This is a genomic window from Microtetraspora malaysiensis (assembly GCF_050947145.1).
Lineage (GTDB): Bacteria > Actinomycetota > Actinomycetes > Streptosporangiales > Streptosporangiaceae > Microtetraspora_A > Microtetraspora_A malaysiensis.
The window spans coordinates 1,452,547-1,475,904 of the sequence record NZ_CP191998.1; the positions used below are offsets into that span (position 1 = coordinate 1,452,547).

20 protein-coding genes are annotated in these 23,358 nt (G+C 71.0%); 14 read left to right on the top strand and 6 right to left on the bottom strand.

The genetic code is table 11. The annotated features are described in order from the left end of the window. Positions 1 to 24: 24 nt before the first annotated feature. The gene (locus tag ACQP1V_RS07295) at positions 25 to 1,821 is read left to right on the top strand and encodes a phosphatidylglycerol lysyltransferase domain-containing protein (protein ID WP_433420113.1); all 1,797 of its coding nucleotides are present in this window, start codon (positions 25 to 27) and stop codon (positions 1,819 to 1,821) included. 68 nt (positions 1,822 to 1,889) lie between these two features. Here the strand turns inward: ACQP1V_RS07295 and ACQP1V_RS07300 are convergent, their stop codons facing one another. After that, entirely contained in the window at positions 1,890 to 2,540 is a 651-nt protein-coding gene (locus ACQP1V_RS07300; protein ID WP_067129791.1) for an FHA domain-containing protein, read from the bottom strand. Positions 2,541 to 2,721: 181 nt separating this feature from the next. On the opposite strand from ACQP1V_RS07300, the gene ACQP1V_RS07305 reads away from it, so the two are divergent. From ACQP1V_RS07305 to ACQP1V_RS07320, 4 genes are all read left to right on the top strand, one after another. Next, entirely contained in the window at positions 2,722 to 3,843 is a 1,122-nt protein-coding gene (locus ACQP1V_RS07305; RefSeq protein WP_387408254.1) for a citrate/2-methylcitrate synthase, read from the top strand. 171 nt (positions 3,844 to 4,014) lie between these two features. Then, positions 4,015 to 4,296, top strand: a complete 282-nt coding sequence (locus ACQP1V_RS07310; protein WP_169806530.1) for a DUF3017 domain-containing protein — start codon at positions 4,015 to 4,017, stop codon at positions 4,294 to 4,296. Positions 4,297 to 4,392: 96 nt separating this feature from the next. Beyond that, entirely contained in the window at positions 4,393 to 5,610 is a 1,218-nt protein-coding gene (locus ACQP1V_RS07315; RefSeq protein WP_433420116.1) for an NADP-dependent isocitrate dehydrogenase, read from the top strand. Between the two features lie 284 nt (positions 5,611 to 5,894). After that, on the top strand, positions 5,895 to 8,093 hold the full coding sequence (locus ACQP1V_RS07320) for a bifunctional serine/threonine-protein kinase/glutamate ABC transporter substrate-binding protein (RefSeq protein WP_433420119.1): 2,199 nt from the start codon (positions 5,895 to 5,897) through the stop codon (positions 8,091 to 8,093). A 33-nt stretch (positions 8,094 to 8,126) separates the two neighbouring features. Here ACQP1V_RS07320 and ACQP1V_RS07325 read toward each other — a convergent pair whose 3' ends face one another. Then, positions 8,127 to 9,209: a helix-turn-helix domain-containing protein gene (locus tag ACQP1V_RS07325; RefSeq protein ID WP_433420122.1), complete on the bottom strand. Its 1,083-nt coding sequence runs from the start codon at positions 9,207 to 9,209 to the stop codon at positions 8,127 to 8,129. Positions 9,210 to 9,356: 147 nt separating this feature from the next. Here ACQP1V_RS07325 and ACQP1V_RS07330 point away from each other — a divergent pair, with 147 nt between their 5' ends. Further along, entirely contained in the window at positions 9,357 to 9,986 is a 630-nt protein-coding gene (locus tag ACQP1V_RS07330; RefSeq protein ID WP_387408263.1) for a hypothetical protein, read from the top strand. A 103-nt stretch (positions 9,987 to 10,089) separates the two neighbouring features. On the opposite strand, the gene ACQP1V_RS07335 is transcribed toward ACQP1V_RS07330, so the two are convergent. Further along, on the bottom strand, positions 10,090 to 10,764 hold the full coding sequence (locus ACQP1V_RS07335; RefSeq protein ID WP_433420125.1) for a PadR family transcriptional regulator: 675 nt from the start codon (positions 10,762 to 10,764) through the stop codon (positions 10,090 to 10,092). Positions 10,765 to 10,819: 55 nt separating this feature from the next. Here ACQP1V_RS07335 and ACQP1V_RS07340 point away from each other — a divergent pair, with 55 nt between their 5' ends. Together ACQP1V_RS07340 and ACQP1V_RS07345 are read left to right on the top strand one after the other, a co-directional pair. Then, a complete protein-coding gene (locus tag ACQP1V_RS07340) occupies positions 10,820 to 12,271 on the top strand; it encodes an MDR family MFS transporter (protein ID WP_433420128.1) in 1,452 nt (483 codons plus the stop codon). Between the two features lie 93 nt (positions 12,272 to 12,364). Beyond that, complete coding sequence (locus ACQP1V_RS07345; RefSeq protein WP_433420131.1) at positions 12,365 to 13,522, top strand: hypothetical protein; 1,158 nt, start codon at positions 12,365 to 12,367, stop codon at positions 13,520 to 13,522. A 35-nt stretch (positions 13,523 to 13,557) separates the two neighbouring features. Here the strand turns inward: ACQP1V_RS07345 and galE are convergent, their stop codons facing one another. Continuing rightward, complete coding sequence (gene galE / locus ACQP1V_RS07350) at positions 13,558 to 14,505, bottom strand: UDP-glucose 4-epimerase GalE (protein WP_433420134.1); 948 nt, start codon at positions 14,503 to 14,505, stop codon at positions 13,558 to 13,560. A 192-nt stretch (positions 14,506 to 14,697) separates the two neighbouring features. Here galE and ACQP1V_RS07355 point away from each other — a divergent pair, with 192 nt between their 5' ends. From ACQP1V_RS07355 to ACQP1V_RS07365, 3 genes are read left to right on the top strand one after another with little or no spacing between them, the layout of a single operon-like run. Further along, positions 14,698 to 16,014: a hemolysin family protein gene (locus ACQP1V_RS07355; protein WP_433420137.1), complete on the top strand. Its 1,317-nt coding sequence runs from the start codon at positions 14,698 to 14,700 to the stop codon at positions 16,012 to 16,014. A gap of 43 nt (positions 16,015 to 16,057) precedes the next feature. Beyond that, a complete protein-coding gene (gene trpS, locus ACQP1V_RS07360) occupies positions 16,058 to 17,065 on the top strand; it encodes a tryptophan--tRNA ligase (protein WP_433420139.1) in 1,008 nt (335 codons plus the stop codon). A gap of 47 nt (positions 17,066 to 17,112) precedes the next feature. Beyond that, entirely contained in the window at positions 17,113 to 18,048 is a 936-nt protein-coding gene (locus ACQP1V_RS07365) for a YihY/virulence factor BrkB family protein (protein WP_433420142.1), read from the top strand. 20 nt (positions 18,049 to 18,068) lie between these two features. Here ACQP1V_RS07365 and ACQP1V_RS07370 read toward each other — a convergent pair whose 3' ends face one another. Further along, positions 18,069 to 18,896, bottom strand: a complete 828-nt coding sequence (locus tag ACQP1V_RS07370; protein WP_433420144.1) for a LysR family transcriptional regulator — start codon at positions 18,894 to 18,896, stop codon at positions 18,069 to 18,071. An 82-nt stretch (positions 18,897 to 18,978) separates the two neighbouring features. Between ACQP1V_RS07370 and ACQP1V_RS07375 the strand changes: the two genes are divergently transcribed. Beyond that, entirely contained in the window at positions 18,979 to 20,238 is a 1,260-nt protein-coding gene (locus ACQP1V_RS07375; RefSeq protein WP_433420147.1) for an MFS transporter, read from the top strand. Between the two features lie 28 nt (positions 20,239 to 20,266). Here ACQP1V_RS07375 and ACQP1V_RS07380 read toward each other — a convergent pair whose 3' ends face one another. Continuing rightward, a complete protein-coding gene (locus ACQP1V_RS07380) occupies positions 20,267 to 21,430 on the bottom strand; it encodes a D-alanyl-D-alanine carboxypeptidase family protein (RefSeq protein ID WP_433420150.1) in 1,164 nt (387 codons plus the stop codon). Positions 21,431 to 21,528: 98 nt separating this feature from the next. On the opposite strand from ACQP1V_RS07380, the gene ACQP1V_RS07385 reads away from it, so the two are divergent. Further along, complete coding sequence (locus ACQP1V_RS07385) at positions 21,529 to 21,735, top strand: SCO4848 family membrane protein (RefSeq protein WP_067129737.1); 207 nt, start codon at positions 21,529 to 21,531, stop codon at positions 21,733 to 21,735. Positions 21,736 to 21,797: 62 nt separating this feature from the next. Beyond that, positions 21,798 to 22,979, top strand: a complete 1,182-nt coding sequence (locus ACQP1V_RS07390; RefSeq protein ID WP_433420153.1) for a glutamate--cysteine ligase — start codon at positions 21,798 to 21,800, stop codon at positions 22,977 to 22,979. Positions 22,980 to 23,358 lie beyond the last annotated feature (379 nt).

Sequence of the window (23,358 nt, forward strand, 5' to 3'; positions counted from 1 at the left end):
TGATACATCACCTATTGTGCATTCGTGGCTACTCAGATGAGCCTTCTGCGGGGCGGGGTCTCGCGGCCGTGGGTCCCGGCGGCGGCGGGATACGCCGCGCTGGTCATCGGCATCCTTGACATCGTCAAGGCGGTCGTGCCGCATGTCCGGACGAGCCGGTTCAACGAGGTGGCCAGCGTCCTGCCGGGCAGCGTCACCACGCTGGCGCAGGCGGGAACGCTCCTCGTGGGCATCTTGCTGATCATGCTCGCGCACGCGCTGCGAAGACGCAAAGTGCGCGCCTGGCGGGCCGTGGTGGTGCTGCTGCCGGTCGGCGCGGCCGTCGAGGCCCTGCGCTGGCGCCATCCGGCCGCCGCGGCGGTGAGCCTGGCCCTCTGCGTGGTGCTGCTGGTCAACCGGCGCGAGTTCTACGCGCTCTCGGATCCGCGCTCCCGCTGGCGCGCACTGTGGAACTTCCTGATCCTCGGGTCCTTCAACCTCGTCATCGGCTGGCTCTTCGTCGCCATGCACACCCATTCGGTGATCGGCACGCCCACGCTGGCCGACCAGATGGAGCACGTGGTGCTCGGTCTGTTCGGCCTCGAAGGGCCGGTGCAGTACTCCTCGGAGCACATATCCGACCTGGTGTACTACTCGCTGGCCGGGCTCGGCGCGCTCACCGCCATCACGACGATCTATCTCGCGCTACGGCCGGAGCGGCCCGTCGCCGCGCTCAGCCCCGAGAACGAGGACCGGCTCCGCGCCCTGCTCGGCAAGTACGGCGGGCAGGACTCCCTGGGCTACTTCGCGTTGCGGCGCGACAAGAGCGTCATCTTCTCCCCGAGCGGGAAGGCCGCGATCGCGTACCGGGTCGTGGCGGGGGTCATGCTGGCCAGCGGCGATCCGATCGGCGACGTCGAGGCGTGGCCGGGCGCGATCAACCGTTTCCTCGCGGAGGCGAGGCGGCACGCCTGGGTCCCCTCGGTCATCGGATGCAGCGAGACCGGAGGTCAGGTGTGGACCAGGGTCGGCGACCTGGACGCGCTCGAACTGGGTGACGAGGCCGTCGTCGAGGTCGCCGACTTCACGCTTGAGGGCCGGGCCATGCGCAACGTGCGGCAGATGGTCAACCGGGTCGAGCGCCTCGGCTACACCTGCCGGGTCCGGCGGGTGGGGGACCTGTCGGAGGAGGAGAAGGCGCGCATCCGCGACGCCGCCGACTTCTGGCGCGGCACCGAGACCGAACGCGGCTTCTCGATGGCCCTCGGCCGGTTCGGCGATTCGTCGGACGCCGGCTGTGTCGTGGTGACGGCGCACAAGACGAGCGGCGACAGCGGTGAGGGCCTGGGAAGTGGGGCGGGCGCCGACCGGCCCGGCGGCGACATCAGCGCCGTCCTGCACTTCGTGCCGTGGGGTGCGGACGGCATCTCGCTCGACCTGATGCGCCGGGACCGCGAGGCCGACCCGGGGCTCAACGAGCTGCTCATCGTCCGGGCGCTGCAGGCGGCGCCGCAGCTCGGCATCGCCCGGGTCTCCCTGAACTTCGCCATGTTCCGTGCGGCGCTGGCCAGGGGGGAGCGCCTCGGCGCGGGCCCGGTGCTGCGCGCGTGGCGCGGCCTCCTCGTCTTCCTCTCCCGCTGGTTTCAGATCGAGTCGCTGTACAAGTTCAACGCCAAGTTCCGGCCCATCTGGGAGCCGAGGTTCCTGGTGTATCCGCACGCCCGCGACCTGCCGCGGATCGGCGTCTCCGTGCTGCAGGCCGAGGCGTTCCTCAGCATGGACCTGCGCGGCCTGCCGTTCCCGCGGGGGAGGGGGGCCGAGGTCGGTGGCGCGATCCGGTGAACCGGCACGACATGCGGGCTCGCCGGCACGGCGGGCCCGCACGCCATGCCGCGTGCGGGCGTACGGCGTCAGCTCGCGCGGCGGCTCGACGTCGGCGGGGTGTGGTGGTGCGCCGGATCGGTGGGCCGCTGGGTCGGGATCACCGGGGTCGGCCGCACCAAGCCGAGCGCCACGACCTCGTTGGCCAGCCGGGTGCGCCGGTTCGTCCCCTCCGGGATGCGGAACTTCTGGTAGAGCCGCAGCAGGTGCTGCTTGACCGCCGCCTCTGTCACCACCAGGTCGTCGGCGATCTCCCGCGCGGTCGCCGGGGCGACGAACGCCTCGTCCGACAGCGCCGGACGGCACAGCGAGGTCAGCACGTCGACCTCGCGGCGGGTCAGCTCGGGCGCGGCGGCCCGGCGCAGCTCGACCTCGGGGGTGAAGTCCTCGCGGGGGATGCCGCCCACCCGCGCCCTGGCGGCACCGAAGGAGACCACGTCGCCGTCGTCGAGCACCCTCCGGGCGATCGGCCTGCCGTTCACCCGCGTGCCGTTGCGGGACAGCCCCAGGTCGACGACGTACAGATAGGGCCCGCGCCGAACGAATTCGGCGTGCAGCCGCGAAACGCTCGGATCCGTCAGCCGGATGTCGACGCCCTTGCCCCGACCGATCGTGGTGATCTCGGGGCGCAGCGCGATGACCTCGCCGCTGTCCTCGATCCGAATGAACGGCCCCTCCACGGCAGTTCCTCCCCAGGTAGCCCGCCGTTACTTTCGCTACAGATCCGGCTTACCCAGACGTGGGGATCGGGAATCTCCTTTGCCGCAAGGAGAATCACGCTTGAAATTGGTCTGGACCTCTGCGGGGCGCTTTGCCTGCTCACGGGTAGACTTCGGGCGAAGATAAGCGGAGGAAACACTCATGGCGGACAAGCCCACGAAAGGCCTCGCCGATGTCGTCGCCGCGTCCACAGCGCTCAGCGACATCGACGGGAAGGCCGGCCGGCTTTTCTATCGCGGCTACGACATCCACGATCTGGCCGGCCGCACGACCTTCGAAGAGACCGCGCATCTGCTTCAGCACGGCTCACTGCCGTCCCGCGACCAGCTGGCCGCTTATGGGGCGGAACTCGTCCGGGGGCGGGCCCTCGGGGGGCTGGTCGCGAGCAACATCCCGGAGATCGCCGCGAAGCAGGAACCGATGGAGGCGCTGCGCACGCTCGTCTCCCTCGCCGGCGCCGACGACCCGGACAAGGATTCCAACGCGGCCGACGCCAACCTGCGCAAGGCCGCCCGCCTCACGGCGCAGCAGCCGCTCCTGGTCGCTCTTTACCACGCGGCCCGCACCGGCGCCACGATCCCCGACCCCGACCCCGAACTGAGCATCGCGGCGAACTTCCTGCTGCAGATCACCGGGAGGACGCCGTCCCAGCGCGAGGTCGAGATCTTCGACACGTGCCTGGTGCTGCACGCCGACCACACGATGAACGCCTCCACGTTCGCCGCCCGCGTCTGCGCCGCGACCCTCTCCGACATGCACTCGGCGATCGTCGCGGCCATCGGCACGCTGAAGGGCCCCCTGCACGGAGGCGCGAACGAGCAGGTCATGCGTACGCTGGAAGCGATCGACCCCTCCGGGGTGGCGCAGACGGTACGGGACAAGCTCGCGGCGGGTGAGAAGATCATGGGCTTCGGGCACCGGGTCTACAAGACGGAGGACCCGCGGGCGACACATCTTCGGAAGATGTCGCGGGAGCTGGGCGAGGCGTCCGGCGACGACACGTACTACCGGATGTCCAAGGAGATGGAGGAGGTCGTCTTCGCGGAGAAGGGCCTGTATCCGAACGTGGACTTCTACGCGGCGACGGTCTACCACTACCTGGGCATCCCGACGGACCTGTTCACCCCGGTGTTCTCGGTCAGCAGAATGTCCGGATGGACCGCGCACGTGATCGAGCAGCACGCCGACAACCGGCTGATCCGTCCGGACAGCGAATACATCGGCGAGCGCGACCAGAAGTGGAAGCCGATCGACGAGCGATGAGCGGCGCGACCGCCGCGGCGAGCCCGAGCGGGCGCACGGCGGCGGAATGCGCGGCGAGCGCACATGAACGTGCCCGCGAGCCTGCCCGGCGAGCGGGAGTGCGAACACAAGCGGTGGGCGACCGAGCGGGCGCCGCACCGGACGAGGAGTGAGGGGTCACCATAGGCGCTGGTGAGTGTGAGCGGTAAGCCCCTGGGGCCGTACCTGCTGGTCGTGGCGGGTGCGGTCGCCGGGCTGGGCCTGATCGCCTACGGCGTCGCCATCTGGGTGGGCGGCGCGGTCATCGGGTTCGCGCTGATCGCGGGCGCGGCGTTACGGCTGATCGTCCCGGAGGACCGGGCCGGCCTGCTGGGCGTCCGCACGCGGCGGACGGACGCCCTCGTGCTCCTGGTGTTCGGCGCGGCCCTGGTGGCGGGCTCGCTGAGTCTGCTGCTGCGCCTGCACAGCACCTAGCCACGGGCGCGTTCCGCCCGTCCGATAGCCTCAACGGCCAGTGAGCCGCAAAACGGACCGTCTGGCCAGTGTTAGTTCAGAAGGGGAACCACACGCATGCCCAAGATCAAGGTAGCGGGTCCGGTCGTCGAGCTTGACGGCGACGAGATGACCCGGATCATCTGGCAGTTCATCAAGGACCAGCTGATCCTTCCCTACCTCGACGTCGACCTGAAGTACTACGACCTCGGCATCGAGCACCGCGACGCCACCGACGACCAGGTCACGATCGACGCCGCGAACGCCATCAAGCAGCACGGCGTCGGCGTCAAGTGTGCGACGATCACGCCGGACGAGGCCCGGGTCGAGGAGTTCGGCCTGAAGAAGATGTGGAAGTCCCCGAACGGGACGATCCGCAACATCCTCGGCGGCGTCATCTTCCGCGAGCCGATCATCATGTCGAACGTGCCGCGGCTCGTCCCCGGCTGGACCAAGCCGATCGTGGTCGGCCGTCACGCGTTCGGCGACCAGTACCGCGCGACCGACATCAAGGTGCCGGGCGAGGGCACGCTGACCCTGACCTTCACCCCGAAGGACGGCAGCGAGCCGGTCGAGCTCAACGTCTTCGACTTCCCCGGCGGCGGCGTCGCGATGGCGATGTACAACCTGGACGAGTCGATCCGCGACTTCGCCCGCGCCTCCATGCGGTACGGCCTGGCCCGGAACTACCCGGTCTACCTGTCGACCAAGAACACGATCCTCAAGGCGTACGACGGCCGGTTCAAGGACATCTTCGCCGAGGTCTACGAGGCCGAGTTCAAGGAGGAGTTCGCGAAGGCCGGAATCACCTACGAGCACCGCCTGATCGACGACATGGTCGCCTCCGCGCTGAAGTGGGAGGGCGGCTACGTCTGGGCGTGCAAGAACTACGACGGTGACGTCCAGTCGGACACCGTGGCGCAGGGCTTCGGCTCGCTCGGCCTGATGACCAGCGTGCTGATGACCCCGGACGGCCGTACGGTCGAGGCCGAGGCCGCCCACGGCACGGTGACCCGCCACTACCGCCAGCACCAGCAGGGCAAGCCGACCTCCACGAACCCGATCGCCTCGATCTTCGCGTGGACCCGTGGCCTGGCGCACCGCGGCAAGCTGGACAACCAGCCCGAGGTGATCGAGTTCGCCAACAAGCTGGAGCAGGTCTGCGTCGAGACCGTCGAGGGCGGCCAGATGACCAAGGACCTGGCGCTCCTGGTGGGCGGCGACGCCGAGTGGCTGACCACCCAGGACTTCCTCGCGGCTCTGGACGAGAACCTGAAGAAGAAGATGGCCGGCTGACCATGCCGCCCCGGTGACGGGCCGCTCGCCTTTCTGGCGGGCGGCCCTTCGTCGTTTCCGGGGCGTGGGAATGTCCCTCGCTGTCGCAGGGGCGCGTTCGGCACGCCCCCTTGCCGGCCACGTGGTGAAGGGGCTCGGCACGCCCTTCACGCCGAGCGCGGCCGGCGTGATCGTGGGACGGGGCCGCGGGCCTGGTCACGGCACGATATCGGGGGGCTGGGAAACGGTCATGGGAGCCGTAAAGTTCTGTTGGTCGAAACTTTGCCGAATCGTGGGGGCTTTGGATGCCGAACGTCGCGCCGCTCGGCCCGGGGGACCCGCTCCGGCTCGGGCCGTTCGTGCTGTCCGGGCGCGTCGGCGAGGGCGGACAGGGCGTGGTCTATCTGGGCCACGGCGAGTCCGGGGAGCCGGTGGCGGTCAAGCTGCTGCACATCAAGTTCAGCGGCGACGCGATGGCGCGCTCCAGGTTCGGCCGCGAGCTGCGGGCCGCCGAGCGGGTCGCGAGCTTCTGCACCGCCCGTGTGATCGCGGCCGACCTCGAAGGCGACACGCCGTACATCGCGAGCGAGTACATCGACGGGCGGTCGCTGCGTGAGGTCGTGGAGGAGAACGGGCCGATCAGCGGGCCCGCGCTGGAGCGGCTCGCCGTGGGCACCGCGACCGCGCTGACGGCGATCCACCACGCGGGTATCGTCCACCGGGACTTCAAGCCGGACAACGTGCTGCTCGCCCCCGACGGGCCGCGCGTGGTCGACTTCGGCATCGCGCGGATCATCGACTCGACCGGGACGATCACCAGCCGCGCCATCGGCACACCGGCCTACATGTCCCCGGAGCAGATCTCGGGCGACATGGTGGGGCCGCCCTCCGACGTCTTCGCCTGGGCGTCGACCATCGCGTACGCGGCCACGGGCGCGGTGGCGTTCGGCGGCGACTCGATCGCGGTCGTGCTCAACCGCGTGCTCAACCACGACATCGACGTGAGCATGCTGCCCGAGCCGTTGCGCGGCGTGGTGCGCTCCTGCCTGAACAAGCTTCCCGCCGCCCGGCCGACGGCGGACAGCATCCTGCTGCGCCTGCTCGGCCGTCCCGAGTCGGGGGACGCGTCCACCGTCGTGCTGTCCGAGGGGGCCACCGCGGCCGCCCCGGAGCCGGGCGAGATCACCCGGGAGATGCGGGTGCCCCAGGTGGCGGCGACCGGGGAGAGCCCCGGGAGCGCGCCCCGGTCTCGCGCCTCCCGATCCGGCGAAAGCCGGTTGCCGGAGCACGAATCCCGGATCAGCCGGGAACACGCCCCCGATGAACCGGCGCTCCAGGCGTGGGAGGCCGGGCCAGGGGACGGCCCCGCGGGGGGTACGCGGGGGCGGGACGTGGCGGAGTCGCACGCCCCGGACCTGCCTCCTGGGCGGGAGCTGGCCCAGGACATCTACGTGCGGGACGTCCACACGTGGAGCACGGAGACCTGGGCGACCCACCGGACCGGCTCGCAGGACCCCGGACGCCACGACGCCGGTCGCCAAGATGTGGGGAATAACGGCGAAACGCACCCCGCCGGCGCGGGGCGGCGTCGCCGCCGCGGGCGGTTGATCGTCGCGGTCCTGGCGGCGGCCGCCGCACTTGTCGCGGGCGGGACGCTGACGGCCGTGTATCTGAGAGGCGACTCCGGCCTACCGGATCCGACGCCGACGGGCGGGGGCGGTGCGCGCGGCTCGTCGGCCGCCGGGACCTCCTCCTCCGTCGTGGACAAGGCGCTGCAGACGGGCAAGCTGACCATCGGGGTGAAGGGCGACCTCCCCGGGGTCGGACTCGGCGGGAGTGACGGTTCCTTCGCCGGCTTCGACGTGGACGTGGCGAAGTACATCGCGACCGAGCTCGGGGTACGGGCCGGCGGGGTCACGTTCAAGAGGATCGGCCGGGCCGAGCGGGCCAAGGTGCTGACCGGCCAGGACGTCGACCTCGTCGTCGCGACCTACGCGTACGACGACAACAGGGCGGATCCGGTCGGCTTCGCCGGGCCGTACTACGTGGCGCACACCGACGTGCTGGTGCCGAAGGGCTCGCCGATCCGGCGGATCGAGGACCTGGCGGGCAAGCGCGTGTGCGCCCCGAGCGGCAGCCAGTCGGTCGCGCTCATCCAGGACCGGGTCGACGTGGAGCCGGTCGCCGTCGACAACTACGCGACCTGCATGGACAAGCTCGTCACCGGCCAGGTGGACGCCGTACCGGGAGACGACCTGATCCTGGCGGGGTTCGCCAACCGGGTGCGCGGCCTCCGGCTCGCGGTGGCGGGTCTCAAGCTGACCGACCAGCGCTATGTCGTCGGCATGCCCAAGGGAGACGCCCGCACGTGCGAGGCCGTCCAGGCGGCGATCTCCCGCATGTACGCCGACGGCACGCTGAAGAAGCTGCTTGAGCGGCATTTCGGGGACGTCGACTTCGACGCCGAGGACAAACTTCCCGCGCCCCTCACCTGCGGCTCCTGAGCGTCGATCCGTGCGCCGCGGCTTCGCGGGCGATCAGGGCCAGGGGATGTGGGCGTCCGACACGTCGGGGGCCCCGGTCTGGCCGAAGAGGCGGAGGGCCGCCTCGGTACGGCTGGCGACGCCGAGTTTCGCGTAGATGTTGGTGAGGTGTTTCTCCACCGTCCGCGGGCTGATCCGCAGCGTGCGCGCGGCCTGGACGTTGGAACGGCCGTGCGCGACGAGCCAGAACACCTCGGATTCGCGGGCGGTCAGCGGCGTGGTGGGGTGGGGGGCGGATTCGGTGAGCAGCAGCGCCCCGCACGCGCCGTGGGGGAACAGCCGGATCGTCAGGCGCCGGCCGCCCCGCTCGGTCACGTAGTCGGTGGCGAGGAAGGGCGCCGTCGGATCGGACGTCCGGTGCCGCGCGGCCAGCCAGGCGGCGAGTTCGCTGGGCAGTACGCGGCCTTCGCCCGTCCGGTCGGTGAAGTAGGCGGCCAGAAGCACGCGGGCGGTGCGGTTGACGGCGCTGATCGTCGCGTGCGGGCCCAGGAGCACCAGCCCGTGGGCGCTGCCGTCGGCGCCGTCCAGGGTGGCCAGCGCCGCCTCCAGCCAGGAGGTCGCGTGCCTGGCGCGGAGGAAGGCGGCCAGATAGGGCTGGGCCAGTTCCAGGAGCTCCCGGTCGGTGTCGCTGAAGTCGCCGCCGGTGCGGTTGAGCCCGAGGCAGGTGATCGTGCCGTGATAGACGTTCAGCACGCACATCATCTGATGCTCGATGCCCTGCGGCCGGTAGAACTCCTGATAGAGCGCGTGGCCGTGCCAGGCGCCGCGGGGCACCACGTCGCTGAGCCGGATCGGGCCGCCGTTCCCCACGGCCTGGCGTACGTGCCCGAGCAGCGGGTGCTGGAAGAAGAGCCGGGCCAGCGCGCCTCCCAGGTCGGTGCCCACGTCCACCCGGGGATGAAGGTGATGGTCGAAATGACGGCCGCGCGGGTTCACGGTTTTGATCGCGACGACGTCGGCGGCCACCACACTGGAAACGACGTTCAATAACTGCGGGAACGCCTCTTCGCCGGGCACGCGCTCGCATTCGCGCAGCGCGTCCAACAGACGTTTGACATCGGATGCGCCCAGAGCCACAAGATCATAGTAGGGGCGGTCTATACGCAATTTCCCCCATCGCGCGGATGAAATAGAAAACTCGATAGTGGGGGAGTTGATCCCATACCTAGGGAGGATGCTTTGCGATCCCTCACCCCCCAGAATGCCCCGAGATCTCGTACAGGCATGAGCGCCCTGACCAGGAGGCTGCTCGGTGGCCTGGTGGCGGTCGTCACCGCGCTGGCCGGACTGAGCGTGCTGACGCCGGCGGCGCACGCGGCCACCGTCGTCGCGCAGAACAGCAAACACTCCTGGCACAACAACAACCAGAACAAGACCATCGACACCACCGTGGCTGTCTATGACGACGGCACCGTCCAGGGCACGTCGACCGTGGAGTCGGGCGTCTGGCTCACCGGCGTGCGCCTGTGCGCCAAGGCCGTGCTCATGGACCGCGACGGCGGCGCGCTGGCCGAGGTGGGAGGCGACTGCTGGGGCGTGAACGGCACCGCCTTCGGCTATTCCAAGCGCACCGAGAACTGGAGCGGCCAGGTGTCGCGGGACATCGCGTCGCGGACCTACGCCGTGCAGATCGTCCACTGGAACAACGGCATCGACTGGGGGCAGGTCTTCGGGTTCGCCAAGAAGATCTGGGAGATCTACCAGGCCATCGCCTCCAGCAACAACGACGCCGCCGCGACCGACATCGTCATGCCCAACGGCACCGTGATGCCGTACAGCAGCTTCGTGCCGCCGGTCGGCGGTGGCGGGGGCAGCACCAACTGCGGGGGAACCATCTGCCACTACCCGAAGTGACGACCGGCTGATCTCTGAGTGGAGAACCCGGCGCGAAATCCAGGCCGCGCCGGCCGGAACAGCACGAGTGTTCCGGCCGGCGCGGCTTCCGGCTGTTTTCTTGTTATTCCTCTTCCGCGGCCGCGGTCTTTCCGCCGCTTTCCCGAGGGGCCGAGGGGGCTGGGCTTTCCCGGGTTCCACGGCTTTCCCGGCTTTCCCGGCTTTCCGAGGGGGCCCGGGTTTCCGGGGTTTCCGGCGCGCGGGTCGCGTGGCCGGCGTCCGCGTCCGACGGTGCGGATTTCTTGAGGTCGGCGATCGTGTCGGCGGCCCACCCCACCGCCATCCGGGTCTGGCGGATGCCGAGATCCAGGGCGTACCGACCGTATCCAGGTTCTTTTCCGAGGCCCCGCACGGCCAGCAGTTCCTGGAGCCGGCTCTCGAAGTTCGCCTTCATGCGCTCCACCAGCGCGACGGCCTCCTCGACGTCCAGCAGCGGGGTCAGGAACGCCTGGAGCGCGATCTCGCTGCGTGGCGCGGTCGTCGGGGTGTATTCGGTGAGCCAGCGGTGCAGCTCGCTCCGGCCGTCGGGCGTGATCGTGTAGATCTTTCGGCCGCGCGCGCCCTCGGCCTCGACCGTGATCAGCCCGTCGGCCGCCATCTTGCCGAGTTCCGGATAGATCTGACTGTGCCCGGCCTGCCACACATGGGCGAGCGACGTCTCGAATCGCTTGGTCAGGTCGTACCCGCTGGCCGGGCCGGAGACGGACAGCAGGCCGAGGAGCGCGATACGCAGCGACATGGGCTCACTATATCTGCGCGTTGACATGTCACTTCTTACATGTCATCTTCAACATGTGAAGACAGACACAAACAAGAACGGATTACTGCTGTTCGCCGTTCTCGGCGGCATGTTCCTCGCGATGCTCGACCAGACGATCGTCGGCACCGCGCTGCCCCGGATCACCGCCGAACTCGGCGGCGCCCGGTTGTACACGTGGGTCGTGACCGCGTACCTGCTCACGTCCACCGTGACCGTCCCCCTCTACGGCCGGCTCTCCGACGCGTACGGCAGGAAGCCCCTCATGCTGGTCGGCGTGACGATCTTCCTGGTGGGCTCCGCGCTGAGCGGGGTCGCGCAGGACATGGGCCAGCTCATCGCGTTCCGCGGCCTGCAGGGCCTCGGCGCGGGGGCGCTGCTACCGCTCTCCCTCGCGCTGGTCGTCGACCTCTTCCCACGCGAGCGCGGCGGCAAGGTGCAGGGCGCGCTCGGCAGTGTGATGGCGCTGAGCTACATCGCCGGGCCGTTCCTCGGCGGACTGTTCACCGACCACGCGAGCTGGCGCTGGGCGTTCTACGTCAACGTCCCCATCGGCGTCGCGCTGCTCGCCATCATCTGGCTCCGGCTGCCGCACCGCCCCGGCGACACGGGAGGAGCCCGGCCCGACTACCTCGGCATCGCCGTCTTCACCGCCGCCATCAGCGCACTGCTCATCGGTCTGACCGAGAAGGGGCTGGACGGCAACTCCTGGACCAGCGGCTCCGTCCTCGGCCCGATCGCCGCGTCCGCCGTGCTCGTTGTCGTGTTCGTGCTGGTCGAGCGGCGGGCCGCGCAGCCGATCATGCCGCTGCACCTGTTCGCCAACCGGACGTACACGCTGGTCAACATCGCGTCCTTCGCCACCGCGTTCGGCATGTACGCCGGGGTGGTCTTCCTGCCGCGCTACTTCCAGGAGGCCCAGGGCGAGAGCGCCACCTCGTCCGGCCTGCGCATCTACCCGCTGATGCTGGCCATGGTCGCGGGCAGCGCGATCACCGGTGCGCTCATCTCCCGCAGCGGCCGCTGCAAGCCGTGGCTGGTGGTCGCGCCGTTCTTCCTCGTCGCGGGGACGCTGCTCTGCGTGAACCTGACCGTCGGCACCTCGACGCCCGCGCTCATCGGCTGGATGGCCCTCATCGGCCTCGGCGTGGGCCCGATGCTGTCCGGGCTCACCGTGGCCACCCAGAACGCCGTGCCGCCGGGGTTCGTCGGCACCGCGAGCGCCAACCTGACCTTCTTCCGCCAGATCGGCGGCTCCGTCGCCCTCGCCGTGGCCGGCACCGAGTACGGCTCCGTGATCGCCCGCGAGGCGCCGCTGCACGGCCTGCCCGCCGCGCACGCCGCCGCGAGCGCGACGGTCATCCCCTGGCTCGGCGTGGCGGGCGCGATCGTCGCCCTCGTCGTGCTCGCCCTGATGCCCGACCGCAAGATCACCCGCAGCGCGACCGTACGCGACGAGGGGGAGGCGGCGTTGGCGCAGGTGGGATGATGTAGGCGACCTCCGGCCGGGACGGCGTGTCGGGCAGCCGCGCCTCTGTGACACCCCATTGAATTGATCTCCTACGTTTCTGGGGGAGCACGCATGGGTCGTCTGGTCGTCATGGTTGTCGCGGGTCTCGTCTGTCTGATCGCCGCGGGAGCGCCGCACGCCGCACGCGCGGACGCCCGGTGGGGAGGGGCGGATCTCGGCGTCGAGATCACCGCGTCGCCGCGAACCGCCCAGCCCGGCCAGCCGGTGGTCTACGACGTACGGGTGCGCAACCACGGCCCGGGGGACGCGGTGCTTCCCGTGCTCACCATCCGCCTTCCGAGAGACGTGAAGATCATCAACGTCAACGTCGGGGAGTGCGGCCCAGGACGCGGCACCGGTGAGGTCGTCTGCCGCACGCCCCGCGACGTGCACGCGTCCGGCACCGGCCAGGTCGTCATCACCGGGCTGGTACGGCCCACCGCGCACGGCCCCCTTCGCGCCCAGGCGGAGCTGACCTCCCAGATCGCCGACCCGCACCCGGAGAACAACACCGCGGAAGTGGTCACCCCGGTCGCCGAGGGGGCCGACCTCGCCGTCCGGCTCGCCTCCGTGGCGCGTACGGCGCCGCCCGGCGGGCGGTTCGCCATAACGGCGACCGTGAGCAATCTGGGGCCGAAGACGGTGCGCGACGCGTACGTGTTCCTGGAGCCGCGGCGGGCCCGATTCGTCTCCGCGGCGGGGGCGCGCTGCCAGGAGGCGGCCGGGTTCGTGGGATGCGCGCTTCCGCTGATGAGCGCGGGGACGAGGAGCCTGATCGAGCTGACGTTCCAGGCGCCGCGGCGGGCCGTCGACACGGTTGGCGCCCGGGCCACGGTCTACGGCGGAAAGGTGGGCGATCCGCGGCCGGCCAACAACTCGGCGTCCATGCGGATCGCCGTGGCGCCCGCCGTGAAGCCCGCCGTGAAGCCTGCCGTGACGCCCGCCGCGAGGCCTGCCGTGACGCCCGCCGCGAGGCCCGCTGTGACGTCGGAAGCGGCGCCGGAGGTGGGCCCGGACGCTTCCCCGGGCCTCGGCGCGGTCCCCGCCGAGTCAGTGGGCGACGCAGATCGGATCGGCGGTCCTGGCCATGCGCTCGGGGGTGACGCCCGCCGGGGGACCGCCGGTGGCGAACACCACGCCGGCGGCCGCCGCCATGCTGCCGAGCAGGACCAGAGCCACCAACGCGGCCCGGATGACCAGCGGAGAAAGCCCGTCCACTCTCACATGTGAGATCCCATCACAATTCCCCCCGTGAAGCAGGGTTTTTACGACCGGATGGCGGTCCAGGCGTCTCGCACGATCGAGTGCAGCGTCGTGTGGCCGGGCTCCCAGCCGAGCTCACGCCGGATCTTCTCCGACGACGCGACCAGCACGGCCGGGTCCCCGGGCCGCCGCGGGCCGAACACCGCGGGGATCTCGTGCCCGGTGACCTCGCGGCACACCTCGACGACCTCGCGCACCGAGAACCCGGTGCCGTTGCCCAGGTTGTAGACGGTGTGCGTGCCGGGGGCGCAGGCGTCCAGGGCGAGCAGGTGCGCGCGGGCCAGGTCGGCGACGTGGACGTAGTCGCGTACGCAGGTGCCGTCGGCCGTGGGGTAGTCGTCGCCGAACAGGCTGACCGACTCCCGCTCGCCGAGCGCCACCTTGAGCACGTTCGGGATCAGGTGGGTCTCGGTGTCGTGCCGCTCACGGAACCGGCCGTACGCGCCGGCCACGTTGAAGTAGCGCAGGCTCACCGCGGCCAGGCCGTACAGGCCCGCGTAGGCGGTCAGCGCGGTGTCGACGGCGAGCTTGGACGCCCCGTAGGGGTTGGTCGGCCGGGTGGGCGCGGTCTCAGGGATCGGCGTGCTCTCCGGCTCGCCGTACGTGGCGGCGGTGGAGGAGAAGACGATGCGGCCGACGCCCGCCCGGCGCATCGCGTCGAGGAGGGCGAGGGTGCCGCCGAGGTTGTGCGACCAGTACAGCCCCGGCCGCTCGACGGACTCGCCGACGAGCGACTTGGCGGCGAAGTGCAGCACGCCGTCGAACCCCTCGGCCAGCAGGTCACCGGCCTCGGTGATCGACCCCTTGACGAACCGCGCGCCGTCGGGAACGGCGTCGGCGTGGCCGGTCGACAGATCGTCGAGCACGGTGACGTCATGCCCCGCCTCGACGAGCTGCGCCGCCACGACGCTGCCGATGTATCCCGCTCCACCCGTGACCATCAGCCGCATTGTTGGCTCCTGATTGAATTTGTTGGATTATGTACGTCTCCTCCCAGCTTATGCCGTTGAGGCGAGACACAGGTCTCATGTCAGGCAGTAGGCTGAGCCGATCAGTACCGTGCGAACGGACGAAGTCGTGAGCGAGAGTAGCGAGCGGGTCGGCGAGCACGGGTGCCGTGCCCGCGTCCGCGAGGGGCGACCGTGAGTGTCGCGGTGGCCATCCCCCTCGTCGCGCTGCTCATCCTGATCTGTGGGTTCTTCGCGGCGGCGGAGATGGCGATGGTCTCCCTGCGCGAGAGCCAGATACGCAGGTTGAGCCAGCGGGGGCGCAGGGGAGCGCGCGTGCAGAAGCTCGCCCGCGACCCCAACCGGTTCCTGTCCGCCGTCCAGGTCGGGGTGACGGTCGCGACCGTGCTGTCCGCCGCGCTCGGCGCGGACGCGCTCGCCGAGCGGCTCGAACCCGTCATGGAGGGCTGGGGGCTGTCCGCCGCGGTCGCCGCGCCGCTCGCGTTCACCGTGGTCACCATGGCCATCTCGTACTTCACGCTGGTCTTCGGCGAGCTCGCGCCCAAGCGGTTCGCGCGGCAGCGCGCCGAGGGGATGTCCCTCGCGCTCGCGCCGCTGCTCGACCTGGTCGCGACCCTGTCCCGGCCGGTGATCTGGCTGCTGTCCGTGTCGACCAACGGCGTGGTCCGGCTGCTCGGCGGCAACCCCTCGGCCGACCGGGCCGCGATGACCACCGAGGAGCTCCGCGACATCATCGTGGGCCACAAGGAGCTCACACAGGACGAGCGCAACGTGATCGCCGAGGTGTTCACGGCCGGGAAGCGGCAGCTCAGGGAGGTCCTGCTGCCCCGCACCGAGGTGGAGTTCATGGCCGCGGACACGCCGCTGGCCGAGGCCGCGGTGCTGGCCGCGACCATGCCGCACTCCCGGTTCCCGGTCTATCGCGATTCGTATGACGACATCATCGGATTCGTACACGTTCGTGACCTGCTCGATCCCGTGCTCACCGGGCGCATCGAGCCGATCAGCGAACTCGTGCCGATCAGGCCGGTCAAGCTCGTGCCCGCCACCAAGCGCGTGCTGCCCACGCTCACCGAGATGCGGGACGAGGGCCACCATCTGGCGATCGTCGTGGACGAGTACGGCGGCACCCGTGGCATCGTCACCCTGGAGGACCTGGTCGAGGAGCTGGTCGGCGACATCCGCGACGAGTACGACGAGGCGGCCGGGACGGTGCGCGTCGTGGCCGGCGTCATCGAGGTGAACGGCCTGGTCAACCTGAACGACTTCGCCTCCGAGACCGGCGTCCGCCTCCCCGACGGCCCGTACGAGACGGTCGGCGGGTACGTCATGGCCGCGCTCGGGCACCTGCCGCAGGCGGGGGAGACGGCGGAGGCGCCGGGGGCCAGGCTGACCGTGATCGAGATGGACGGCCGCCGCGTCGCACGCGTCCGCGTGATCCGCGCGCCCGCCGCCCCGGAGGCCCCGGAGGCGTCCGGGACGGCCGAGTGAGCGTGTCACGGGCACGGCTGATCTGCTGACAGAATGAGGTGCTATGGATCGTCCTCGCGTGCTCTCTGGAATCCAGCCCACCGCTGACTCCTTCCACCTGGGAAATTATCTCGGCGCGGTCCGGCAGTGGGTGGCGATGCAGGAGACCCATGAGGCGTTCTACTGCGTGGTGGATCTGCACGCGATCACCGTCAATCCCGCTCCCGAGGAGCTGCGCCGCCGCTCCCGGATCGCCGCCGCCCAGCTCTTCGCGGTCGGTCTCGATCCCGAGCGCTGCACGGTCTTCGTGCAGAGCCACGTGCGTGAGCACACCGAGCTCGCCTGGATCCTCGCCTGCCAGACCGGCATGGGCGAGGCCGCCCGGATGACCCAGTTCAAGGACAAGGCGGCCAAGTACGGCGAGAGCGCGGCCAGCGTCGGCCTGTTCACCTACCCGATCCTGATGGCCGCCGACATCCTGCTCTACCAGGCCGACCAGGTGCCGGTGGGCGTCGACCAGAAGCAGCACCTGGAGCTCAGCCGCGACCTCGCGCAGCGGTTCAACAGCCGGTTCGGGCAGACGTTCAAGGTGCCCAACCCGTACATCCTGAAGGAGGTCGAGAAGATCACCGACCTCCAGGAGCCGACGGCGAAGATGTCGAAGTCGTCCTCCAGCCCGCAGGGCATCCTCGACCTGCTGGAGCAGCCGGGCCCGCTGCGCAAGAAGATCATGCGCGCGGTCACCGACACCGGCACGGAGGTCCGCGCCGACGAGGAGAACAAGCCCGGCGTCACCAACCTGTTGCGCATCCAGTCGGCGCTGAGCGGCACCCCGATCCCCGAGCTGGAGACCCGCTACGCCGACCAGGGTTACGGCGCGTTCAAGAAGGACGTGGCCGAGCTGGTCCTCGACACCTTCGGACCGATCCGCGAGCGCACGGAGAAGCTGCTCGCCGACGACGCCGAGCTGGACCGGCTGCTCGCCGTGGGAGCCGAGCGCGCCCGCGCGGTGGCCCGCGCCACCATGGCCGAGGTGCGCGAGCGCGTGGGTTTCCTGCCTTCCTCCTCCTGATCTGATCCCCGGGCCTCGGTCCGGGGTAGTCCTCCGGCTGGGGTGTCATGTTCGGGAGGATCACACGGTTCGTCGAGAGGGTCCGGGCGGGCGGCCGCCGGCTGATGGAGCGGGAACGCGTCCACTTCCCCTGGTTCGACCACCTCGTCCGCACCGCGCACCGCTACGAGGTGCAGTCGGGGAGCCGGCTGGCGGGATCCCTCACCTACTTCGCGTTCCTGTCCTTCTTTCCGCTGGTCGCGCTGGCGTTCGCGCTGCTCGGCTTCGTCCTGGCCGCGCGCCCCGACGCGCGGACTGCGCTCACCGACGCGATCAACCAGCAGCTCCCCGGCCTCGCCGACCGCCTGGAGATCAGCCGGATCGCCGACGCGCGGGCGGGGGCGGGCGTGTTCGGCCTGGTCGGCCTGCTGTACGCGGGGCTCGGCGCGGTCGACGCCCTGCGCTTCGCGCTCCGCGAGATCTGGATGAGCCGTGAGCCGCCGCTCGCCTTCCTGCGGGCCAAGCTCAGGGACCTGGTCGCGCTGCTCCTCACCGGGGTGACGCTCCTCGTGTCGGCCGCCATCGGGGCGTTCGCCGTGGGGGCGACCAGCACGGTCGCCGGATGGCTCGGCCTGGGCGGCTCCGAACCGGTCGGCGTGGCCGTCTGGCTGGCCGGCTTCCTCGCCGGACTCGTCGCCGACCTCGTGCTCTTCCTGATCATCTTCGCGTGGCTGGCGCGGGCGCCGCAGCCGTTCCGGGTCGTGCTCGGCGGCGCCCTGCTCGGCGCCTTCGTCTTCGGGGTGCTCAAGCAGCTCGCGACGCTGATCCTGTCCCACACGCTGACCAACCCGGTGTACGGCACGTTCGCCGTCGTCGTGGGCATGCTGGTCTGGATCAACCTGTCGGCTCGCGTCGTCCTCTACGCGGCCGCCTGGACGGCCACTTCGGGGATGGGCCCGCCGCCTGAGCCGACGCCCGTGCCGTCCCCCGCCCTCCCCGCCTGAGCCGTCTCTCCCGGCCGGGGTCAGGCGCTCAACGCGTAGAGGACGTCGCGTAGCGGCTCCTCGCGGCCGCGCGTCCAGACCAGCCGCAGGGCCAGGGTGGGCGCGGCGACGTCCAGCGCCACCAGGGCGCCCGACGCCAGGTCCGCCTCCACGACGAAGTCGGGCAGCAGTGCCATGCCGAGCCCCTGCCTGGCCCATTCCCTGACCGTGGCGACGCTCGGCAGCTCCCGGCGCGGGACCTCCCGGCCGACGGTCCGCTCCACGGCCAGCCGCGCCGAGCATTCGGGCGAGGTCACCAGCAGGGTGCGGTCCGCGTGACCGGGCGCCGCGACCATCACCAACGCCACCTCGGCCTCGTCCAGGTGCTCCAGGTCCGGCGGCGCCGGGAAGCCCAGCGCGCCGACCCGCAGGCCGGAGTCGAGCAACAGCCCGGCGTCGACGCCGCCCGTGGCCAGCTCGGCGAGCAGCACGTTGCGGGGCAGCGAGGAGATCTCCAGGTCGATGTCGGGGCGCCGCTCCGCCAGCCGCCGCACGACGGACGGCAGCCGGGTCGCCGCCAGCATCTCCAGCGCGCCCACCCGGACCCGCTGCCGCGCCCCCGTCACCGCGCGCCGTACCTCGTCGGCGTGGTCGAGCAGGGTCTGGGCCCGGTCGAGCAGCCGCGCGCCCGCCTCGGTGGGTCGCATGCCCCGTGACGTACGCGTGAACAGCGCGACGCCGAGCGACCCTTCCAGTCTGCGGACCTGCTCCGACACCGAGGCGGGGGCCAGTCCCAGCGCGCTGGCCGCCTCGGTGACGGTGCCGAACCGGGCGACCGCTACAAATGCCCGCAAATGCCGCAGTTCCACGCCCCGAGCATACGGATATCCCGAACGCCGCCTCCGGTGGGAGCTGTTGAGGCAGGATGTCCGGTTCAGCAGGGTGACCGGCATGACGTCTCGCTTGCGTTCGCTGAGCCTCGCGCTCGCGTACTTCCTGGTGCTCCTCGACACCACCGTGCTCACCATCGCGCTGCCCGACATACGCGCGACGCTGGGCGGCTCGCTCGCCGGGCAGCAGTGGGCGGTGAACGGGTACACGGTCGCCTTCGCCGCGTCGTTGCTGGTCGGCGGGGCGGTGGCCGACCGGTACGGCGCGGCCCGCGTGTTCCGGGTGGGCGTGGCCGCCTTCGGCCTGCTCTCGGCGCTGTGCGCGCCGGCACCCGCGCTCGGGGCGCTGGTCGCGCTGCGGGCGCTGCTCGGCGTGGCCGGCGCGCTCTGCCTGGGCGGCTCCCTCGGCCTGATCGCGCAGCTCCACCCGCGGCCGCAGGAGAGGGCGCGGGCGATGGGCGTCTGGGCCGCCGTGACGGGCAGCGCCCTCGCGCTCGGCCCGCTTCTCGGCGGGTTGCTGGTGGACGTGGGCGGCTGGCGGGCGACCTTCCTGATCAACCCGCCCCTGGCCGCGCTCGGTCTGCTGGGCGCGAGGGGCGTGGTGTCGCCGCGCGGGCTGCGCCGGATCGACTGGGCCGTGCAGGCGTCGGCGTGCGCCTTCCTCGCCTCGCTCGCTCAGGCGGTGACCGGGCGCTCCCCGCTCCTGGGGGTGGTGGCGGCCGCGGCGCTGGTCGCGTTCGTGGCGGTGGAACGGCGCAGCCAGGCTCCGGCGCTGCCGGGCGGGCTGCTGCGCGCCGCCTGGCCCGAACTGGTGGCCGGCGCCGTGGCGAACTTCGCCTTCTCCGGAGCGCTCTTCGTGCTCACCCTGACCCTCCAGGAGGGGCGGCATCTGGCACCGGTGGCCGCCGGGCTCGCCTTCCTGCCGCTCACCCTGCCGATGACCGTCAACCCGCTGCTCACCGGCCGCCTCGTGGCCCGGTACGGCGCGCGGGCCCCGATCACCGGCGGCCTGGTTCTGCTCGCCGCCGGATTGGCCGGGGTCGCGCGCACCGACCTGCTCGGGCCGTCGCTGGTCGTGACCGGACTCGGGCTGTCGTTCTGCTTCCCCGCGCTACTGGCGGGCGTGGTCGCCGCGGCGCCGCCCGGTACGGCGGGCACGGCCGGCGGGGCGGTGAACGCGGCCCGCCAGGTGGGCGCCATTCTCGGCGTCGCCGTGCTCGGCGGCTTCGGCGACCCGCTTCTCGTGGCGGCCGGGCTCGCCGCCGTGACGGCGGTCGTTTACGCGGCCGGGAGCGCGAGGGCGCGGGCGGCCGCGGGCTGAGCCGCCGTCCCGCGGCCGCGCCCGCCGGTCAGGTGTGGCCGGCGCGGCGGTGCCGGCGTGCTAGGCCGTACACGAGCCAGACGAGGCCGCCGAGCAGGCCGACCCCGCCCGCGATCACCGCGGCGACGGTCCCGCTGCCGCCGCGGTCGACGGCGGCGACCGGCGTGCCCGAGGCGATCGGCGTGGCGCCGCCTCCGGCGAGCGCCGGGCCCGAGCGCGGGAGCGCCTTGGCGGACGGCGGCGTGTCCGGCACCGGATCGACCAGGACGCCCACCGGTGTGGACCGGCCGCGCGCGGCGAAGCCCCAGTCGAGCATCTTGGCGACGTCGTCCCAGAAGGAGCCCTCGTAGTGCATGATCGAGACGATGATCGTGTGGCCGTTCCTGCTGGCCGCGCCGACGAAGCTGCCGAGCGCCTTCGTGGTCCAGCCGTTCTTCACCCCGATCATGCCGGGGTAGCGCCAGAGCAGCTTGTTGTGGTTGCCGATCTCGTAGTAGCCCTTGGGCGCGGGGAACTTGGCCGTCTTCGTGCTCACGTACTTGCGGAACTCGGGGAGCGCCAGGCCGGCCCTGGCGATCAGCGCGAGGTCGTAGGCCGAGCTGCGCTGCCCGGGACGGTCCAGGCCGCTCGGCGTCTTGGCGACGGTGTCGTACGCCTGGAGCTTGCGGGCCACCTTGTTCATGTCGGCGAGGGTGACCGCGAGGCCGCCGTGCGCCTCGGCGAGCGCGTTGGCGGCGTCGTTGCCCGAGACCATCAGCAGCGCGCGCATGAGGTCGTCGACCTTGTAGATGGGCTTGGGCACCAGGCCGACCGCGCTGCCCTCCTCGTCGCACGCCTCCTGGCTGGGCTTCACGGTCTTGGTCTTGTCCAGCCGGGGGATGAGCGTGACCGCGGTCAGGGTCTTGAGCGTGCTCGCCGGCAGGTACTGGCCGTGCGGGTCCTTGGCGGCCAGCACCTGGCCGGTCTCCGCGTCCGCGATGACGTATGAGGAGGCGGTGGTCTTGGGAGGGGCCTTGATCCCGTCGGGGGCGATCAGCCCATGTCCGGCGAGCAGGTCGCCGCCGACGGCGCCCTCGCGCGCGGCCGGCGCGGTACGCGCGGCGGCGGGGGTGCAGAGCGTGACGCCGCTGAGCGTCGCGACGGTGGTCGCCGCGGTGAAGGCCGCCCCGAGGGCGCGCAGGCTGGTCCTCATAGGGGCCTCAGCCTAGCTTTGGATCTTTGCGCATGATGTGACAGATCCCCCAAAGATCGCGGGCGTACGCACTCGGTGGCAATGCCGATACTGAGAGCATGTCGAGACGTGTATCGGGCTTTCTCCTGGCCCTGGCCGCTTTCATGGTCTTTGAATGGATCAACCTCGGGTTCAACCTGGCCGACGGGCACCCGACGAGCTTCTATGTCGTGCACGGCATCCTCATCGCGGTCAACATCATCCTGGCCCTCGTACTCGCCGTGGTCGCCATCCGATCCTGGAAACCAGGTAGTAGAAGGGGGTAAACCGGGCGGATAAATCGGGTACGGCGTAGGAGAACGCCGATTCCGAGCACGGGAGGTCCGCGGTGGCGATCCAGTTCAATCCTTCGCGTGGGGCGACTCTGGGAGTGGAGTGGGAGCTGCAGCTCGTCGACCGGCACACCAGGCGGCTGCGCCAGGACGCGAAGGAGGTGCTGGCCGCGGTCCCCGAGCTGAGCGAGAGCGCGCGGCCCAAGGCCATGCACGAGCTGATGCAGTCGCAGATCGAGATCGTCACCGACATCTGCCACACGGCGGCGGAGGCGGTGGCCGACCTGAGCAAGAGCATCGACCGGCTCCGCGACGCGGTCGAGCCGCGCGGGATGTCGCTGGCCTGCACCGGCACGCACGCCATCAGCGACTGGCGCGACGCGGTCTACGCCCCCGTCCAGCGGTATACCGAGCTGGTCGAGGAGATGCAGTGGCTGGCCTGGCGCATCCAGACCTTCGGGGTGCACGTCCACGTCGGCGTACGCGACCGGGACAAGGTGATCCCGATCGTCAACGCCCTGGCCACGTACCTGCCGCACTTCCTCGCGCTGACCTCGTCGAGCCCCTGCTGGGGCGGGCAGGACACCGGGCTCGCGTCCAGCCGGGCGATCGTCTTCGGCGCGCTGCCCACGGCCGGCCCGCCGCACCTCCTCGCCGACTGGACGGAGTTCGAGGAGTATATGGACACTCTGGTACGCGCCGGGACAATTAGGAGCATAAAGGAGGTATGGTGGGATATCCGGCCACATCCAGATTTCGGAACCATCGAGATCCGGATGTTCGACGGGATCCCCACCCTCCGTGAGGTCGGGATGGTGACCGCACTCTCCCAGTGCCTGGTCCAGCAGTTCGACCAGCAGCTCGACCGGGGGTACAAGCTGCCACGGCCGCCGGCCTGGGTCGTGCGGGACAACAAGTGGCGGGCCACCCGGTACGGCCTCGACGCCGACGTCATCACGGACGACCAGGGGTCCACCGCGCCGGTGCGCGACGCGCTCTACGAGCTTCGGCGCGAGCTGGACCCGGTCGCCGAGCGGCTCGGCTGCGCGGACGAGCTCGCCGTCATGGGCGAGGTGCTCGACCGGGGGAGCTCCTGTGAGCGGCAGCGGGCGATCCTCGCCGCGGGCGGCTCGCTGGAGGACGTCGTGGACGCGACGATCGTCGAACTCGCGGAGGACAGGTTCGTCACCTCGCCCCCCGGGCTGTCGGCCGGCGGTCCCGGTCACTCCGGGACCTGAAAGCAGGTGATGATCGAGTTCTCGTCGTAAATACTGTGTCAATCGCCCATCTTGCCCGGCGGAACCGTGGAAAGATTGCGAACGAAGGGTCGGTCGTGGCGGACATGTCTACGCGACCCTTTCGCTCTTCGGTGTGGCCTGACATCGCGGCCCGCCGGGTGGAGCGGGACTCCACAGAGATCCGCTCGGGCGTTTGACACCGAACCTGGGCGAGGGCGGGTACGACGGCGACGCTCAGCCGATCTCCGGACCCCGGCTGTCCGGCACACGGCGCGACGCGGTCGCGTCCCGCTGAGCGCCATCACGATAACCGGCGAATCGCGCCGGGCAGAGGGAACGGCACCCTCCAAGGCCCGTGGGCCGCGGTTCGCCCGAGGAA